This window comes from Thalassospira sp. ER-Se-21-Dark (assembly GCF_017922435.1).
Lineage (GTDB): Bacteria > Pseudomonadota > Alphaproteobacteria > Rhodospirillales > Thalassospiraceae > Thalassospira.
Window position 1 is genome coordinate 942575 of sequence record NZ_VDEZ01000001.1, and the last position, 15512, is coordinate 958086.

18 protein-coding genes are annotated in these 15512 nt (G+C 56.4%); 3 read left to right on the forward strand and 15 right to left on the reverse strand.

Annotation, left to right across the window (positions count from 1 at the left end):
• Nucleotides 1-118 precede the first annotated feature (118 nt).
• The 6 genes from FHI25_RS04280 to pspA form a co-directional block, all read right to left on the reverse strand.
• Complete coding sequence (locus FHI25_RS04280; protein WP_210515384.1) at nucleotides 119-451, reverse strand: hypothetical protein; 333 nt, start codon at nucleotides 449-451, stop codon at nucleotides 119-121.
• 39 nt (nucleotides 452-490) lie between these two features.
• On the reverse strand, nucleotides 491-1054 hold the full coding sequence (locus FHI25_RS04285) for an EndoU domain-containing protein (protein WP_210515386.1): 564 nt from the start codon (nucleotides 1052-1054) through the stop codon (nucleotides 491-493).
• A gap of 29 nt (nucleotides 1055-1083) precedes the next feature.
• Entirely contained in the window at nucleotides 1084-2460 is a 1377-nt protein-coding gene (locus FHI25_RS04290; RefSeq protein WP_210515388.1) for an AAA family ATPase, read from the reverse strand.
• A gap of 274 nt (nucleotides 2461-2734) precedes the next feature.
• Nucleotides 2735-3208, reverse strand: coding sequence for a hypothetical protein (locus FHI25_RS04295; RefSeq protein ID WP_210515391.1), 474 nt, complete (start codon nucleotides 3206-3208; stop codon nucleotides 2735-2737).
• A gap of 107 nt (nucleotides 3209-3315) precedes the next feature.
• Nucleotides 3316-3573: an envelope stress response membrane protein PspB gene (gene pspB / locus FHI25_RS04300; protein ID WP_232308297.1), complete on the reverse strand. Its 258-nt coding sequence runs from the start codon at nucleotides 3571-3573 to the stop codon at nucleotides 3316-3318.
• Nucleotides 3574-3621: 48 nt separating this feature from the next.
• On the reverse strand, nucleotides 3622-4299 hold the full coding sequence (pspA, locus tag FHI25_RS04305) for a phage shock protein PspA (RefSeq protein ID WP_008888471.1): 678 nt from the start codon (nucleotides 4297-4299) through the stop codon (nucleotides 3622-3624).
• A 170-nt stretch (nucleotides 4300-4469) separates the two neighbouring features.
• Between pspA and pspF the strand changes: the two genes are divergently transcribed.
• The 3 genes from pspF (at nucleotide 4470) to FHI25_RS20560 (ending at nucleotide 6631) form a co-directional block, all read left to right on the forward strand.
• The gene (gene pspF / locus FHI25_RS04310; protein ID WP_210515394.1) at nucleotides 4470-5477 is read left to right on the forward strand and encodes a phage shock protein operon transcriptional activator; all 1008 of its coding nucleotides are present in this window, start codon (nucleotides 4470-4472) and stop codon (nucleotides 5475-5477) included.
• A 117-nt stretch (nucleotides 5478-5594) separates the two neighbouring features.
• Nucleotides 5595-6362, forward strand: a complete 768-nt coding sequence (locus FHI25_RS04315; RefSeq protein ID WP_210515397.1) for an outer membrane beta-barrel protein — start codon at nucleotides 5595-5597, stop codon at nucleotides 6360-6362.
• 116 nt (nucleotides 6363-6478) lie between these two features.
• The gene (locus FHI25_RS20560) at nucleotides 6479-6631 is read left to right on the forward strand and encodes a hypothetical protein (protein ID WP_246878893.1); all 153 of its coding nucleotides are present in this window, start codon (nucleotides 6479-6481) and stop codon (nucleotides 6629-6631) included.
• A gap of 217 nt (nucleotides 6632-6848) precedes the next feature.
• On the opposite strand, the gene FHI25_RS04325 is transcribed toward FHI25_RS20560, so the two are convergent.
• From FHI25_RS04325 to FHI25_RS04365, 9 genes are all read right to left on the reverse strand, one after another.
• Complete coding sequence (locus FHI25_RS04325; protein WP_210515399.1) at nucleotides 6849-7472, reverse strand: LysE family transporter; 624 nt, start codon at nucleotides 7470-7472, stop codon at nucleotides 6849-6851.
• Nucleotides 7473-7540: 68 nt separating this feature from the next.
• A complete protein-coding gene (locus FHI25_RS04330; protein WP_210515401.1) occupies nucleotides 7541-8674 on the reverse strand; it encodes an acyl-CoA dehydrogenase in 1134 nt (377 codons plus the stop codon).
• Nucleotides 8675-8752: 78 nt separating this feature from the next.
• Nucleotides 8753-9373, reverse strand: a complete 621-nt coding sequence (locus tag FHI25_RS04335) for a carbonic anhydrase (protein WP_210515404.1) — start codon at nucleotides 9371-9373, stop codon at nucleotides 8753-8755.
• Between the two features lie 142 nt (nucleotides 9374-9515).
• Entirely contained in the window at nucleotides 9516-9827 is a 312-nt protein-coding gene (locus tag FHI25_RS04340; protein WP_007088811.1) for a hypothetical protein, read from the reverse strand.
• 4 nt (nucleotides 9828-9831) lie between these two features.
• Complete coding sequence (locus tag FHI25_RS04345; protein WP_210515406.1) at nucleotides 9832-10806, reverse strand: sodium-dependent bicarbonate transport family permease; 975 nt, start codon at nucleotides 10804-10806, stop codon at nucleotides 9832-9834.
• A gap of 163 nt (nucleotides 10807-10969) precedes the next feature.
• On the reverse strand, nucleotides 10970-12157 hold the full coding sequence (locus FHI25_RS04350) for an acetyl-CoA C-acyltransferase (RefSeq protein ID WP_210515408.1): 1188 nt from the start codon (nucleotides 12155-12157) through the stop codon (nucleotides 10970-10972).
• A gap of 53 nt (nucleotides 12158-12210) precedes the next feature.
• Nucleotides 12211-13383, reverse strand: a complete 1173-nt coding sequence (locus FHI25_RS04355; protein ID WP_210515409.1) for an isovaleryl-CoA dehydrogenase — start codon at nucleotides 13381-13383, stop codon at nucleotides 12211-12213.
• Between the two features lie 58 nt (nucleotides 13384-13441).
• A complete protein-coding gene (locus tag FHI25_RS04360; protein WP_210515411.1) occupies nucleotides 13442-13906 on the reverse strand; it encodes a PaaI family thioesterase in 465 nt (154 codons plus the stop codon).
• 521 nt (nucleotides 13907-14427) lie between these two features.
• Nucleotides 14428-15261 carry a transporter substrate-binding domain-containing protein gene (locus FHI25_RS04365; RefSeq protein WP_210515413.1) on the reverse strand — a complete coding sequence of 278 codons (834 nt, stop codon included), beginning with the start codon at nucleotides 15259-15261 and terminating at the stop codon, nucleotides 14428-14430.
• Nucleotides 15262-15512: the final 251 nt, after the last annotated feature.

The following is a 15512-nucleotide window of genomic DNA, read 5'->3' on the forward strand; positions in this document are numbered from 1 at the left end:
AATGCCACCGCCAATATCGCCATCGCACATGCGGGAATACGCCAGAATGCCGGGTTCAAATCGCTTTACTCATCCTGTCCAACCACGCCCAGCTTCGGGCAAATTGCTTTCCGCCCGGTTAATCCGGACTTTCCGAGAGCTTTGATATCCAGGCCCGCAGCGCCGCCTCAAGGTCATTGGTGCGGACCGTCACCGGGCTTTCACCCGCTTCGTCATAAACCGGCGCGATGTCGGTTGTTTCGGGTCCGACATTCAAGATGTAGGCATTCATCGCCATTTCCCAAGAGCCTTCAAGACCTTGGCGCACCTTACCAACCTGCAAAAGCACCTCAGCCGCCCATTGGTCCGCGCGCCCGATATCCATCACAAGACAAGCCGCGATCCGGTCATGCCCCGGATCATCGGCCACCTTACCCGGCCAGTCGGGCAGCGGGAAATCATCGGCTGTCATTATAAAAAACTCTCATCGCCTGCCGCTTGCCACCCCTGATCAATACAACGGAAAGGCCGTGTTGATATTGCCCGCATGCGCCCCGTGACTGAGTGTGGCAAAGGCGATGTAAAAACGCACATCCTCCGATGGACCAACGCAATACCCATTACTCGACCCGCCTTCAGGTCGGTTGAACCCGCAGGATGCCCAGTGCGGCGCGCCGGTCGGGCAGGCCACCTGATGGTCATAGGCATGAATAATGGATTTCTCCACCTCCGCCTGACTACAGCTGTCGGGGTACATGGTCGAAAACTTGGACGGGTTGGCTCCATCGGGGTTCACCAGTGTGATGGTCGCGCCGTAAACGCCACTGGCATTGGGTTCTTGCGTGATCTTTACATCCGCGACACTGGCCGGATTAATGCCATCCGGGCGGGAATGGAAACCCTTGGCCCGATTGCCATCGACCTCGCCGCAAAAGACATGCTCGACATTGATTGGCGGTGTGGTGTTACTCCAGTGCGGATCGGCGGGGCAGGCAACCTGTGCCTGCGCAAACGCAATCGTCGGCAACACCATCCCGGCAAAAAAGCAGAGGCAAAACCGTAAGAACCCAGTCATCAAAGACCTCCTTCCCCGCGCGCCACACATCAAAGCTGCGAAAATTCAAGCCCGATGCGAAGGGCCAGCACACTTGCCGGCTCAAAGCGCATCGGCACCCCGCCAAGCTTCCCGCCATGCCATTGCGCCTTGGTCAAAACAAACGCCCCAAGCGGCAGGGCATGACTGCCCCGGAAATTAACCAGGGCGCGGATTTCCTTGGGCTTGCGGATCGCTTCATCACGCCACAGGCAGTGATAGGCAAAAAGCGGCGTGCCCGACCGACGATCAAGGAACACAAACGGCACCTCATATTGCCCCCAGCGCGCATAATACAGGCTTTCCATCCCGACACTTGATGTCAGGAACTGGGTCTGGATCGCGGTTTCCGCCAACCGTGTGATGGTGGCACTATCAGATGCCCGAACACCAATCAAACCGGTGCGAAGCCCCGGATGAATAAGGTGCACCTTAAACGCCACCGCGCGCTGAAACGGTTTGGCATCCTGATCGACACGTTCAAGACGGCGCACCAGCCAGGCACTTTCAAGATATTCAAGATACCGCCGAAGCGTGTTCTTGGCGATATCAAGCTCGCGCGCCAGCCCCTCGATCGAAAATTCCGAACCGGTATTATAGGCCAGAAGCGCAAACAACCGATGCAAATCCGACGGGCTTGAAATGCCATGCAGGCCCGGCAAATCGGAATGCAATGACCGGTGAATGGCCCCGGCCTCGCCATTGGCGGCATGAAAACCGCCTTCATTGATATAGTCCTCAAACAGGTCGTTGAGTGCCACCAACCCGTCCGGCACATCGGCGGTATAACGCCCGACATTGGGCGTTTCGGGCAAGACATCACTGGCCGCGATGCCCTTTTGCTCAAGATATTCGGCAAAGCTGAAAGGCGGTAAAAACAGGCTCTGGATATATTCCGCATTATCCCCGGCTGGCGCCAGGGCGCTGACCGCCACCACGCGTAACATCGGATCGGCCGCCAGCAACTTGATCAGGCTGGCCTCCCAGTCGCGCTGATAGGAAACCTCATCGATAAACAGCCAAAGCGGATGATCGGCCGAAATACCGCGCATGGAGCGCAGCAGCTTCGGCAAACGCGGCAGATCAACCTCAAGAAACAGCGGATGTTCAAGCGAGATATAGCAAACATGGCGTCTGGGCGTGTCGGCATTCAAAAGCTCCGCCACGGCCTGGCGCATCATCACGGTCTTGCCCACCCCGCGCGGGCCCGTCAGAACAACCGCCTTTTGGCCGTCATTCTTTTCAATCGCCGCCCAGAACCGCTTGAAAAACGCCCGCTGCGGCAGGCCTTGCACCTGATCATCGGTAACGCCGTCCCACCACGGGTTATCAAGCATCAAACGATGCAGAAAATCCTGTTCGCCGGGATGCTCGATCATGGTCGTCATATGGTGCTCCCCAAAAGCTGCCTGCCCTATAGCGCACTATATGGACAATTTTTCCGACTTTGCCGGAAAAACCTTTAAATTAGGTATAGTGATAAACGCTATTTGGGGGTTTTGCCGCAAGGAACTGCAAACAAAAAGAAAAACCGGACCTCCTAAGAAGTCCGGTTTGATGTTTGACGACGGTTCTTCGGGTCAAGACCCGTGCTAACGCGAGGGGGGATTTGGGGTAGCTGTTAAAACCGTCGTCAATCTCGTCAAAATGCTGTGCTCGTGCTTAGGCCTTCGGCCCATCCGTTTTGGTATCGTCCGGCTTGGTGTCTTTATCGGCCTTACCGGCTTCGTCATCCTCTTTCATCTTTTTGAATTCGGATGCCATACGGTAATCGCCAGATGCGACAAAGCCTTCCATCGAACCGGTGCGCCGTTCCAGATCGTCAAACTGCTCGCGCAGGTCTTCCATCCAGCTTTCTTCATAATCAACACCAACTGTCGGGCGCTCGTTTGCGGCATCCGCCGTGCTGTTGTTCTGGCGGGCGGCACGTCCGGCCGATGTGCTTTGACCGGCACCGCGTACTTTGCCGCGCAGAGCATCAAACCAGTGCGGATGATGCACATAGGCCCATGCCAGACCAAACAACATCACGCCGACCGGGAAGCTGAAGATCAGAACCAGAATGAAAGCAATCAGCACCCCTTTGCGCGGAATGCCAAAGGCTTCTGAAATGCCGCGCGTGGTACGGCCGATCACACCATGACGCCTGGAACCGTCCGGGTTGTGCCGTGAGCCACATCCACAGCGCGAGCGTCTTTTGTGACTGCGCCCAAAACCGTCTCCGGCAGTAGCTTGCTGAGCAGTCATATCCTGTTCCTCCATTCGGCAACCTCGGCATCTAACAGGCGTTCAAGTGTTTCGACACGCGTTTCGAGTCGCTTTGCCCGTTGTTTCAGACCCGCCACCGCTTCCTTTTCGCGGGCTGTCTGTTCCGGGCTTTGCGGGCGTTGCTCGGCCTTCATGCGTTTCCAAACCGTGATGTAATGAAACACCACCCAAACCGGGCCAACAACGGTGATCAAAACGATAAGAGGTACGGCAATCGCCCACATATTCGACATCTCGTTCTTTCAAGCAGGTTCACACGTCGAAACACGAAAACCCGTTACTTATTTGTCTTTTTTCGCGTCGCTTTTCACGCGTGCTTTCAGTTCCTTAAGATCATCCTCGATCCCGAGCTCGGCCTCAAGGTCTTCGAACTGTTCCTCAAGGCTCTGTCCGCGACCAAGATCCCAGGAGTCCGCACTTGCTTCAAGTTCGTCAATCCGGCGTTCCATCTGCTCATAACGCAGAAGCGCTTCGTCGATCTGACCGGAATGCAGCTTTTCTTTCATTTTGACACGCTTTTCAGCCGTCTGCATGCGGATTTCAACCGTCCGCTGTTTCGCCTTGGCTTCGTTCAGCTTGTTCTGAAGCTTATTGAGGTCCTCGTCATACTTGCCAAGGGTTTCCTCAATCACTTCCAGTTCACGCTCAAGCACAAGGCTCTGATCGGCCAGACGACGGCGCGCCATCAGTGCGCCCTTGGCCAGATCATCACGGCCCTTGGAAACAGCAAACTCTGCCTTGGTGTCCCATTCGACCTGACCGTCATGAAGTTTCTTGAGCTTGCGCTCGACTTCCTTCTTGTCGGCAATCGCCTTGACGGCAGCGGAACGCACCTCAACCAGGGTGTCTTCCATTTCCTGGATCATCAACCGCACCATTTTCTCCGGATCTTCGGCACGATCCAGAAGCGAGTTGATGTTGGCATTTACGATATCGGACAAACGCGAAAACACGCCCATTGTCTGATCTCCTTAATTAATCGGGGGACGCACAAAATTCTGCACTCTCTATCTCAAGAACCGTGCCAGTTTTGAAATTCCCTAAAATCAATAACTTAACCAATCATCAGACTTTTTATTTAACTTTTATCGCGACAATAATGACGTTTTTCGATAACGTTTTTCGCGAAATGGATAGCTTGCAACCGATATTGGGCGAAGACCCCGTTTTTCTGGCCGCGCTCGAGCACGTCTCACGCTTGGCGCCGATTGAACGCCCGTGTCTGGTGATTGGCGAACGCGGCTCGGGCAAGGAACTGATTGCGGCGCGCCTGCATTATCTGTCGCGCCGCTGGGGTGGGCCACTGGTCAAGGTCAATTGCGCCGCCCTGTCCGAGACCCTTCTTGATACCGAGCTTTTCGGTCACGAGGCCGGCGCGTTTACCGGGGCAACCAAACGCCATGTCGGGCGGTTTGAACGCGCCCATGGTGGCACCATCATCCTGGACGAAATCGCCACCGCCAGCCCGGTGGTACAGGAAAAGCTTCTGCGTGTGGTGGAGTATGGCGAGATCGAACGCGTTGGTGGCTCCGAAGTGATCGAGGTCGATACCCGCGTCATTGGTGTGACAAATGAAAATCTGCGTGAACTGGCCAAAACCAACAAGTTCCGCGCCGATTTGCTTGATCGCCTCGCCTTTGACGTCATCGCCGTGCCGCCACTGCGCCAACGGTCTGACGATATCCTCTTGCTCGCCGAACAGTTCGCGCTTGAGATGACCAAACGCCTGGGACGCAGCGTCTTTCCGGGCTTCTCACGCAATGCCGCCGAACAACTGCTCCGCCATCCCTGGCCTGGTAATATCCGCGAACTGCGCAACGCGGTCGAACGCAGCATTTACCTGTCCGAAGACGACGAAACCCCGCTGGCCCACATCACCATCGATCCGTTTGAGGACATCTGGTCCGAAACCGACCGAGACACACCGACACCTGCGCCAAAAGCCACCATTGAAACGCCAGAACCTGACACAGGCATCGACTTCAAGTCACAGGTCGCCGATTTCGAAACCAAACTGCTTGAAAAGGCCCTGCGCACCAACGCCAACAACCAGACCGAAGCCGCCAAGGCGCTTGACCTAAATTACCACCAATTCCGCCGACTTTTGGAAAAACACGATCTTTTACCGGGGCGATAGAGGTCAATCTCAAATACTGAAAAACTCATGCAGTTAAAGATTTTAATTGCGGGATCCTTCTATATTAGGGAGTGTTGAACCTTAACAATATAACCCTTGGTTGAGGATCGCACACCAATGATTTCGTTTTTGCCAACGTCAGAGTTACCCCAGCGTTTTCAGCGGTCAAGTCTGATCGCCCTTTTTGCTGCCCTTGTCATGACCGCCGTTTCCGTTCCGGCACAAGCCGAAGAATGGCTACTGACCCCCTACCTGCGGGCTGATCTGGGGTATTCGAGCACAATTAATGATAAAGTCCGTTTTTTCGATTCGGCTGGAACCGCCTCGTTCGAAATGACGAGCCATAAAGGGACCCGCTACCAGATCGGTGCAGGGCTCAAGCTCACGGACTATCTGCGTACCGACATAACAGTATCGCATGGTGCCCGCCTGTCCGCAGCAGATGACTATCGTGACCCGGATGGCATCGCGGACAAACCAGTCAACATGATGAATGACGGTGCTTTAGAAACATCCAACTGGACGACAATGATGAACGTTTACGTCGATCCGCTTAGCCTGGCTGGCATTGGTAGCGGGGCGTTTTCTCCCTACGTGCAAGGTGGGATCGGCTGGGCACGGAACAAGACGGAAAAAATGTTTTTTGCAAACAATAGCTTCATCATCGGCGACACGCATAATGATTTGGCCTGGCAGATTGGTGCGGGTGTCGGGTACGCGATTTCCGACCATTGGACGCTCGACCTGTCCTATCGCTTCCTTGACATGGGCGAAGCTCGCGGTGGCGACACATATATTAGTGGAGCGACGAAGACCAAGTTGGAGGCTCCCCGGTTTGACCTGCGGGCACATGAGTTCATGGTCGGCCTGCAATACCAATTCTAAGCACGCCATACAGCAGCAACCTGAAACCACCTGATCTATCCAGAAACCCCGGACCCGATATTCTCGCGGTTCGGGGTGTTTTTTTTGGCATGTCCCGGTCTTCACGATTGAACGCGATGTACCAGCCAAGAACACCGAACTACTGCAAGAATGATCCGGTGATGCGCTGGAACTTGCCGGACCGTGTCTTCTTTGCCTGCGGCGCCTGCCATATCCTTGCCCATGCCTTTCTCAAGCGTTACGGCACGGACGACATGACGCCTTTATGACTTCACACGCACGCGGGCTTTACCGGCAACATTGAGCCAGTTGGGATGCTGACATCACGGAGCTGCCCCACGACGTGTTAATTTCCGAAACCAAATCCCGCGAAATCGCTGGTCTTTGGCTCCGCGAACCCACGCAGTTCTTGCACAATGGCTTGCCACGCGCCGATCGCTATCTGGAACGGTTTTCACCGCCTCCTCCCTCAACCCGCGACAAACCTTAAACGGCCACGACGCGATAGAGGATCAAACCGGCAAAAAACAACAAACCAACGGCGCATGTCAGGTTCAAAAAACGCCAAATAAAAGGTGATGCATATCGTCGCGTCCAGCCAATGCCCGCCGCACACATAAAGCACCATAAAACCGACGACAGCATAAAACCGGCCAGAAAAACGAAGAACGCCGCGCCCCCCGGATCAGAAACGCCAAGGGCTGAAATCGTCCCGCCAAGGGCGGCCCAGTAGGTAATATTCAGCGGATTGGACAATGAAAGCCCCGCACCTGCGACAAATGCCGATTGTCGCCCCGGCGAAACACCCGCCGAAAATACTGGCACTTCGCCCATACCATCCCTGAAACTTTGCAGCGCCATCCAACCAAGAAGCGCCGTGCCCAGGATCGCCATGGGCAGCTTAACAATGGCCAGCGTAAAAATGGCCGCCACCCCCAAAAGCCCAAGGGCCGCCCATATCAAATCACCAATCAGCGACCCGATCTGCACCGCAAAAGCCTGGGGAAATCCCCCAACCATGCCACGCCGCAGACTTTCAACAAAAATGGCCCCCGGTGCAGCATTGAACAAAAAGCCCAGCCCAAAGGCCGATATAAACAATTCAATCATTGGCACCCTTTCAAATCGGATGCCACCTTATCCAACCCGCTCGGGGGCTGGCTTGGATGATATTGCTGCTAGTCCGCCAACGCGCGGGCAATCACCATCCGCTGAATGTCAGATGTGCCTTCATAGATCTGGCACACCCGCACATCGCGATAAATACGCTCGACCGGGAAGTCCTTGAGATAGCCGTATCCGCCGTGAATCTGGATCGCGGCCGAGCACACTTCCTCGGCAATTTCAGACGCAAACATTTTCGCCATGCAGGCCTCGGTCAGGCAGGGCTTGTGATCATCGCGAAGTTCTGCGGCGCGATGAACGAGCAACCGGGCAGCGTCGATCTTGGTCGCCATATCGGCCAAACGAAACGCCACCGCCTGATGTTCGATGATCTTCTTGCCAAAGGTTTCGCGTTCGTTGGCGTAATCCTTGGCGGCCTCGAACGCGGCGCGCGCCATGCCGACCGACTGGGCGGCAATGCCGATGCGCCCGCCTTCAAGGTTGGCAAGCGCGATCTTGTAGCCCTGCCCTTCTTCACCCAGCATGTTCTCGACCGGTACCCGGCATTCGACAAAGGTGATCTGACAGGTGTCCGAGGCATTCTGACCAAGCTTTTCCTCAACCCGGGAAACGACATAGCCCGGCGTATCGGTCGGTACGATAAAGGCGGAAATGCCGCGCTTGCCCGCATCCGGGTCGGTCACGGCAAAGACGATGGCGACATCGCCCTCGGACCCCGATGTGATGAATTGCTTGGCACCATTGATAATCCAATGATCGCCATCGCGGACCGCGCGGGTGCGCAGCGCACTGGCATCCGATCCGGCCTGCGGTTCGGTCAGGCAGAACGCCCCGATCTTTTCACCGCGCGCCATCGGCACGAGAAATTCCTGCTTTTGTGCCTCTGTCCCGAATTTCAGGATCGGCATGCAGCCAACAGAGTTATGCACCGACATGATGGTCGAGGTCGCCCCGTCACCAGCGGCAATTTCTTCGAGTGCCAGCGCATAGGCGACATGATCCATGCCCGCCCCGCCATATTCATCCGGCACAAGCATGCCCAGAAAGCCAAGCTCGCCCAGGCCTGCAATCGCCTCGGCCGGGAAGGTATGGTGGATGTCCCATTTTGCGGCATTGGGTTTGAGTTCATTTTCGGCGAACTCGCGCGCGGTATCGCGCACCATGATCTGATGTTCTTCCAACCGCATGACGGCCACCCTCCCACTTTACGTTTCATGGGCGATGTCCGGTCATGCGATCAGAAAACTGGTTTGATCAGACCGGGCTTATTCTTCGCCCTGAACAAATTTGTCCTGCGCGCCATCAAAGCGCCACAGGATCCCTTCTTTCATGCCGTACCACCAGCCATGCAGCTTGAGGTCACCGGCCTCGACCCGTTCCTTGATGAACGGGAACGACATCAGGTTTTGCAGCGAGTTACGGATCGAATGACGCGATACCTTGTCGACATCCGGGCCATGTTCGAGACAGCATTTCGAAATGCTGACCCACTCGCCGATAAAGTCGCGGTCCGGCACCTTGCCCGCTTCGCCGTGCTCGACCAGAGCCTCCATGCCACCGCACGCCGAATGGCCCAGAATGACGATGTCCCTGACCTTCAGATCACGCACCGCAAATTCGATCGCCGACGACGTCCCGTGGTAATTCTCATCGGGCTCATAGGGCGGAACAAGGTTCGCCACGTTACGGATGACAAACATCTCGCCCGGTTCGGCATTGGTCAGGATGGCGGGATCAACGCGGGAATCAGAACAGGCAATCAGAAGAACTTCCGGTCGCTGGCCCATATTGACCAGGTCCTCGACGCGTTCCGGGCGCTGATCATAATACATCGCCTTAAAGCTCTTGAACCCGGCAAGCATCCGATCAACGGTTGGCTTTGACATCTCGCGAAGTCCCCTATTCTGTCATAACGCTGTCGACAAAATAGGACCAAATTGCCCAAGTTGATAGTCCCCATTCCAACCTTTTGAACCGTTCTAAATGTGCGATCTCCTTTGTTTCGCAGACAACCAAACCCTGACGTTCCTAGAAACGATCCGCGCGCAGCACCTGACAGTCACTGATGGTGACAACGCCGATATGACGATCCACCACCTCGAACGCGGCCTCAAGCATCCGGTCAAGCTTCTCCGGGCGAATAATGCAGATCACCTGAACCATGCCGCCGCCGCGCGACACGGTATCGTCGCGGCTCCAGCTGCCTGACCGACCCGATCCGCCAAGCACCGGCAGCACGGAAAAGCCGGTAACCCCCGCCCCCTCAAGCGCCTGACGCAGGCGGCTTTCCATAATGGCTTCGATAATGATCGCCACGCGTTTGGCATCATGCTTTTCCATGGGATTAACCTCCGTGAACGGCGCTGGCCATCGCAAGATAAAGCGGAATGCCAAGCGTCAGGTTGAAGGGGAACGTCACGCCAAGCGACAGCGTAAGATAGACCGACGGATTGGCCTCTGGCAGGGCAACACGCATGGCCGCAGGCACCGCGATATAACTTGCCGAGGCGGCCAGCACCATCAACAACACCGCCCCACCAAGTGACAGGCCGATAATCAGCGCAAACGCCAGTCCAAGGCACGAACCAATCACCGGCATCAACATCCCGAAAACAAGCGGCCCCGGACGCAACACCGCACGCCCCTGTTTAAGGCCACGTCCGGCAACCAGCCCCATATCCAGCAGGAACAGGCAAAGAACTCCCTGGAAGGGCGAAACAATCAGGGCTTCGATCTTGGCCATGCCCTCGGCACCGGTGATCCAGCCGATAAAGAAACTGCCGACCAGCAGGACAATCGAACCATTGAGCAGGATTTCACGGATCAGCGCGCCATCCAGCCGGCCCTTGCCGCCCGACGACACCAGCAACAGGGCCGAGAAGATGGCAGGTGCCTCCATCGCGGCAGCCACCGCAACCATGTACCCCTCTGCGACGATGCCCGAACTTTGCAGGACCGAGGTTGCCGCGACAAACGTCACGATCGAGATCGAGCCATAATGCCCTGCCACCGCAGCGGCATCTGTTCTGCTCAGTTGCGAGATCCAGCGTAACAGGGCAAAGGCAATGAACGGCAACACGAAAGACAGGATGACACCGGCCATCAACGTCATACCAAGGGTCAGGTCGATCCCGTTATTTGAAACCGCAACCCCGCCCTTGAACCCGATGGCAAACAGCAGATAAAGCGATATGCCCTTGGCGACCGCCTCGGGGATTGTCAGATCCGATCGCGCAAGGGCAGCCCCCACCCCCAGAACAAAGAAAAGAACGATGGGCGACAGAAGATTTTGCGCCGCCAGGCTCAACACATCTTGCATGGCTGTCCCTTGACTATGATACCCCGGTGTTGGTGTCGCGCAAGCAGCCTCGCCCCTGCGCCAAAACCGCAATTCCGATAACAGGATCGCGGTTTTCTGTCATCAGAAAGCCGAACGGTCTGATCACAGGGGCGTAACTTCGTTCACATAATTTACCAAAAACTTAAAGCAGCTCGATAGCAACCGCCGTGGCCTCACCGCCACCAATGCAAAGCGACGCCACACCCTTGGTCCCGCCATGGGTTTTAAGCGCATGGATCAGGGTCACCAACAACCGCGCACCGGTGGCACCTATCGGATGGCCCAGCGCACAGGCCCCGCCATGGACATTGACCTTGCCGTGATCAAGTTCGAGATCACGGATGGCGGCCATCGCCACCACGGCGAAGGCTTCGTTGATTTCCCACAGATCGACATCGTCCTTGGACCAGCCGGTTTTGCCCAGCACCTTTTTGATCGCATCAATCGGGGCCGTCGTGAACCAGCAGGGCTCCTGGGCGTGACTCGACTGACCAACGATCTTGGCAAGCGGCTTAAGCCCGCGCTTTTCGGCTTCCGACGCGCGCATCATCACAAGCGCTGCGGCGCCATCTGAAATCGATGCCGAATGGGCAGCCGTGACCGTGCCGTCCTTGGCAAAGGCCGGGCGCAAGGTCGGGATTTTTTCAGGCTTGGCCTTGGGCGGCTGTTCGTCGGCGTCAATCGTGACTTCGCCCTTGCGGGTATTAAAGGTCACCGGGGTAATTTCATCGGCAAAATGGCCGGACGTGGCGGCATTTTGCGCCCGCGTCAGCGACGTGATGGCGTAGTCATCCTGCTCTTTGCGGGTGAAGCCGTATTTCTCGGCTGTTGCCTCGGCAAAGGTGCCCATTGAACGGCCCTTGTCATAGGCATCTTCCAGACCATCGAGCGCCATGTGATCATAGACCATGTCATGGCCGTATTTATGGCCCGACCGCATTTTCGGAAGCAGGAACGGCGCATTGGTCATGCTTTCCATGCCACCCACCACCATGACATTGGCGCCACCGGCGACCAGCGTATCATGGGCAAACATCACCGCTTTCATGCCCGATCCGCACATCTTGTTGATCGTGGTCGCCCCCGCCGCACGCGGGATGCCGGCATGCCAGGCGGCCTGACGGGCCGGTGCCTGCCCCTGACCGGCGGGCAGGACATTGCCCATGATGACTTCATCAATATCATCAGCGGCAATACCGCCGCGCTCAAGCGCTGCCTTGATGGCAACACCGCCCAGCTCGGCGGCAGTCACGCTGGCAAAATCCCCCTGCAATCCGCCCATCGCGGTGCGGGCACAGGAAACAATGACGATCGGATCAGAAGTGCTCATGGTATGGGTCCGTTTGTTTTCATGGGACGAAGTTTCGGGTTTCAGCTCAGAACTCAGGCGGTTTCGCCAAACAGTTCGCGGCCAATCAGCATGCGGCGGATTTCGCTGGTGCCTGCACCAATTTCATAAAGTTTGGCATCGCGCAGCAACCGGCCGGTCGGATATTCATTGATATAGCCATTGCCGCCCAGCGTCTGAATGGCTTCCAGCGCCATCCAGGTTGCCTTTTCAGCAGCATAGAGGATCACACCGGCCGCATCCTTGCGCGAGGTTTCCCCGCGATCGCACGCCTTGGCGACTTCATAAACATAGGCGCGGCAGGCATTCATTGTGGTGTACATATCGGCGATCTTGCCCTGCATCAGCTGGAATTCGCCAATCGCCTTACCGAACTGTTTGCGTTCATGGATATAGGGCACGACCACATCCATGCAGGCGCGCATGATGCCCGTTGGGCCTGCGGCCAGAACCGCACGTTCGTAATCAAGACCGCTCATCAAAACCCGCACACCGCCATTGAGCTGCCCAAGAATGTTTTCCTCTGGCACCTCGCAATCCTGGAAGACGAGCTCGCAGGTGTTCGACCCGCGCATCCCCAGTTTGTCGAGCTTTTGCGCCGTCGAGAAGCCCTTGAACGTCTTTTCAATGATAAAGGCGGTAATGCCCTTGGGCCCGGCATCAGGATCGGTTTTGGCATAGACGACCAGCGTATGGGCATCCGGGCCGTTGGTGATCCACATCTTGTTGCCATTAAGGATGTAACGATCGCCCTTTTTCTCGGCACGCAGCTTCATCGACACAACGTCGGAACCAGCGCCCGGCTCGCTCATGGCAAGGGCCCCGATATGCTCGCCGCTGATCAGTTTGGGCAGGTATTTGGACTTCTGTTCGGGCGTGGCGTTGCGTTTGATCTGATTGACGCACAGGTTGGAATGCGCGCCGTATGACAGGGCCACCGAGGCCGAGGCACGGCTGATTTCTTCCATGGCGATGACATGTTCAAGATAGCCCAGACCCGTACCGCCATCTTCTTCGGACACCGTCATGCCCAGCAGGCCAAGATCACCGAATTTGCGCCACAGATCGTTGGGGAACTGGTTGGTTGCATCAATCTCGGCGGCGCGCGGGGCGATTTCGGCCTCGGCAAAAGACGAGACAGTTTCGCGGATTGCCTCCGCGGTCTCGCCAAGATCGAATTTCAGTCCGGGGAAGTCGAAAAATGCCATGTTACTGTTCCTGCCCTGCGAATTCTGGTTATTTGATAAAAGTGAATAATCAGCCCGATTATGCGGCGCTGGTGAGTAATTCCGGCGGAAGCTTCATCACCTTGAGCGTCTGAAGCGATGTCGCACAGAGGACCGCTTCTGTATTCCTCATACCAAAGACATCGATGCGGGTGACAATGATCGACCGACCCCGTGAAACCACCTCGCCGACGGCGCGCAACTGATCGCCCATGCCGGGTGCGACGATGTTGAGTTTGTATTCAATCGTCAGCATGCCCTGATCGGCCTCAACCAGGCTCCAGCCGGCAAAACCACCAGCGATATCGGCAAGGCCTGCGATCAGACCACCGTGGAAATAGCCGTTATGCTGCAACAAATCAGGCCGCGTTGGCACAATCACCTCGACCCGACCCGGTTTGACATCAGAAACCGCCGCCCCGATCGACAGATTGTACGGCTGCTGGGCGAAACGCCGGTGCACTTCGGCGACGTAATCGGGATTTTGCGGTTCAAACGAGGCCATGTCGCGATCCTGTGGTGAAACCGGCGCGATGAGGATCAAGCACACCGGGATATGACGCGACTCTGTTGTAGTTGACGTTAACGTTAACGTCAAATTAAATCCGCATAGCTATACCGGTTTTTTGATGCGGCGGGCAGCATCCAGACTAAATCGCCGTGAAGCCGACGATATTCAACAGATTCGGATTGCAGTTCGCGCACTGGTCGCGGAAACGCCCCATAATTTCAGAGGCATAGATTAAATGTGAGGAATCCTCACATTTGTATTGCCGCAATAATCGGGAGAGTTCGCCCACGGGTGCGACAGAGGCATCCCGCGTGTGGCGCGGCGATAATCCCCGGCTGGTTTGGCCCTAGTTTGCCTGCCTCAGTTGATCTGACCCTAGTTGGTCTGGGCTCCACGCAGTTGTTCTGGCCCCAGTTGGTCTGACCCTGGTTGGCCTGACCTTGGCTTGTCTGGCCTCGGTTGGTCTGGCCTTAGTTGGTCTGGGCTCAGTTGGTCTGGGCTCAGTTGGTCTGGCCTCAGTTGGTCTGGTCGCCCCATTCCTGGATGCTGGCTTCGAGCATTTCGGTCATCACATTGCGGGAGACGAGATCGAAGACGGCACGCGACAGGCGGCCGCGCAGTTCGCCGGTGTTGCATTCCGATTTGTGCGACATGGTCAGATAGAGATTTTCGGTACTGACCGGGGTGTCGTAGCTGCGGATATTGGTGATGTTTTCGTGGGCTGCCACGGCCTTGCCGGGGAATTCTTCGTAAATCAGGTATTCCGCCCGACCAAGCGAGAGCATCTGCAAGCCCTGTTCGAGGCTTGGTACTTCGCGAATGGTCAGATTGTGGCGGGCATAGGTGTCAAACGCCTGTCCGAAACTGTTATTGATCACGGTCAGGCCATCGATCCCGACCAGATCGGACCACTGGCTGTAGCGCAGATCAAGATTGTCATGCGTCCAGATCAGGGTGCGGGTACCCTGAAAGGCCGGATAGAAGTAATCCATATATTCGAGGCGCGGCAGGGTCAGGAAGGCACCGGCGATCATATCGATCGTGCCGTCGCGCATATGTTGCTGCACCCGGCCCCAGTTGCCCGAATAGACGACGTCGACTTCAACACCGGCCAGTTCACCGGCCCGTTTGATGAAGTCGGCAGCAGCACCTTGCAGGGTATGGCCATCCTTGGCCACCCAGAGATAGGGCGGGTAATCCGGATTGCCCGACGCAACCAGACGCGAACAATCGCGCTGCCCGTCGGCATCGGAAACAGATCCGCTTTCGCCCGACTGTGCACGCACAGATTCCGAGCCAACAACGGTCGCCAAAAGCACGGCCAGAAATGCAATTCTGATGCTCATCATTACCACTCTTCCTCTGCCTGCATTCCCGACCCGGGAGCCAAACAGAACAGATACCTTACGCTTAGGTGTAGTGAATTTAGACCAATTACACACTTCAGAATAGGTCTAAACAGGTTTACGCAACAAACCCGTGCGGGAAACACAGGCCAAAATAGCAAGGGACCAGCTGTTTCCAGCCGGTCCCCCTTTAACAATATTCCTGTGAAGTGCTGCGCACCGGCATGACGTAAACGTCTATGCCGTTCCCCGGC

Bases quoted from the DNA above. Each gene is read 5' to 3' on its own strand.
- FHI25_RS04280 (WP_210515384.1), bottom strand. From the start codon at position 451: ATGACAGCCGATGATTTCCCGCTGCCCGACTGGCCGGGTAAGGTGGCC.
- FHI25_RS04285 (WP_210515386.1), bottom strand. From the start codon at position 1,054: ATGACTGGGTTCTTACGGTTTTGCCTCTGCTTTTTTGCCGGGATGGTG.
- FHI25_RS04290 (WP_210515388.1), bottom strand. From the start codon at position 2,460: ATGACGACCATGATCGAGCATCCCGGCGAACAGGATTTTCTGCATCGT.
- pspB (WP_232308297.1), bottom strand. From the start codon at position 3,573: ATGTCGAATATGTGGGCGATTGCCGTACCTCTTATCGTTTTGATCACC.
- pspA (WP_008888471.1), bottom strand. From the start codon at position 4,299: ATGGGCGTGTTTTCGCGTTTGTCCGATATCGTAAATGCCAACATCAAC.
- pspF (WP_210515394.1), top strand. From the start codon at position 4,470: ATGGATAGCTTGCAACCGATATTGGGCGAAGACCCCGTTTTTCTGGCC.
- FHI25_RS04315 (WP_210515397.1), top strand. From the start codon at position 5,595: ATGATTTCGTTTTTGCCAACGTCAGAGTTACCCCAGCGTTTTCAGCGG.
- FHI25_RS20560 (WP_246878893.1), top strand. From the start codon at position 6,479: ATGTACCAGCCAAGAACACCGAACTACTGCAAGAATGATCCGGTGATG.
- FHI25_RS04325 (WP_210515399.1), bottom strand. From the start codon at position 7,472: ATGATTGAATTGTTTATATCGGCCTTTGGGCTGGGCTTTTTGTTCAAT.
- FHI25_RS04330 (WP_210515401.1), bottom strand. From the start codon at position 8,674: ATGCGGTTGGAAGAACATCAGATCATGGTGCGCGATACCGCGCGCGAG.
- FHI25_RS04335 (WP_210515404.1), bottom strand. From the start codon at position 9,373: ATGTCAAAGCCAACCGTTGATCGGATGCTTGCCGGGTTCAAGAGCTTT.
- FHI25_RS04340 (WP_007088811.1), bottom strand. From the start codon at position 9,827: ATGGAAAAGCATGATGCCAAACGCGTGGCGATCATTATCGAAGCCATT.
- FHI25_RS04345 (WP_210515406.1), bottom strand. From the start codon at position 10,806: ATGCAAGATGTGTTGAGCCTGGCGGCGCAAAATCTTCTGTCGCCCATC.
- FHI25_RS04350 (WP_210515408.1), bottom strand. From the start codon at position 12,157: ATGAGCACTTCTGATCCGATCGTCATTGTTTCCTGTGCCCGCACCGCG.
- FHI25_RS04355 (WP_210515409.1), bottom strand. From the start codon at position 13,383: ATGGCATTTTTCGACTTCCCCGGACTGAAATTCGATCTTGGCGAGACC.
- FHI25_RS04360 (WP_210515411.1), bottom strand. From the start codon at position 13,906: ATGGCCTCGTTTGAACCGCAAAATCCCGATTACGTCGCCGAAGTGCAC.
- FHI25_RS04365 (WP_210515413.1), bottom strand. From the start codon at position 15,261: ATGATGAGCATCAGAATTGCATTTCTGGCCGTGCTTTTGGCGACCGTT.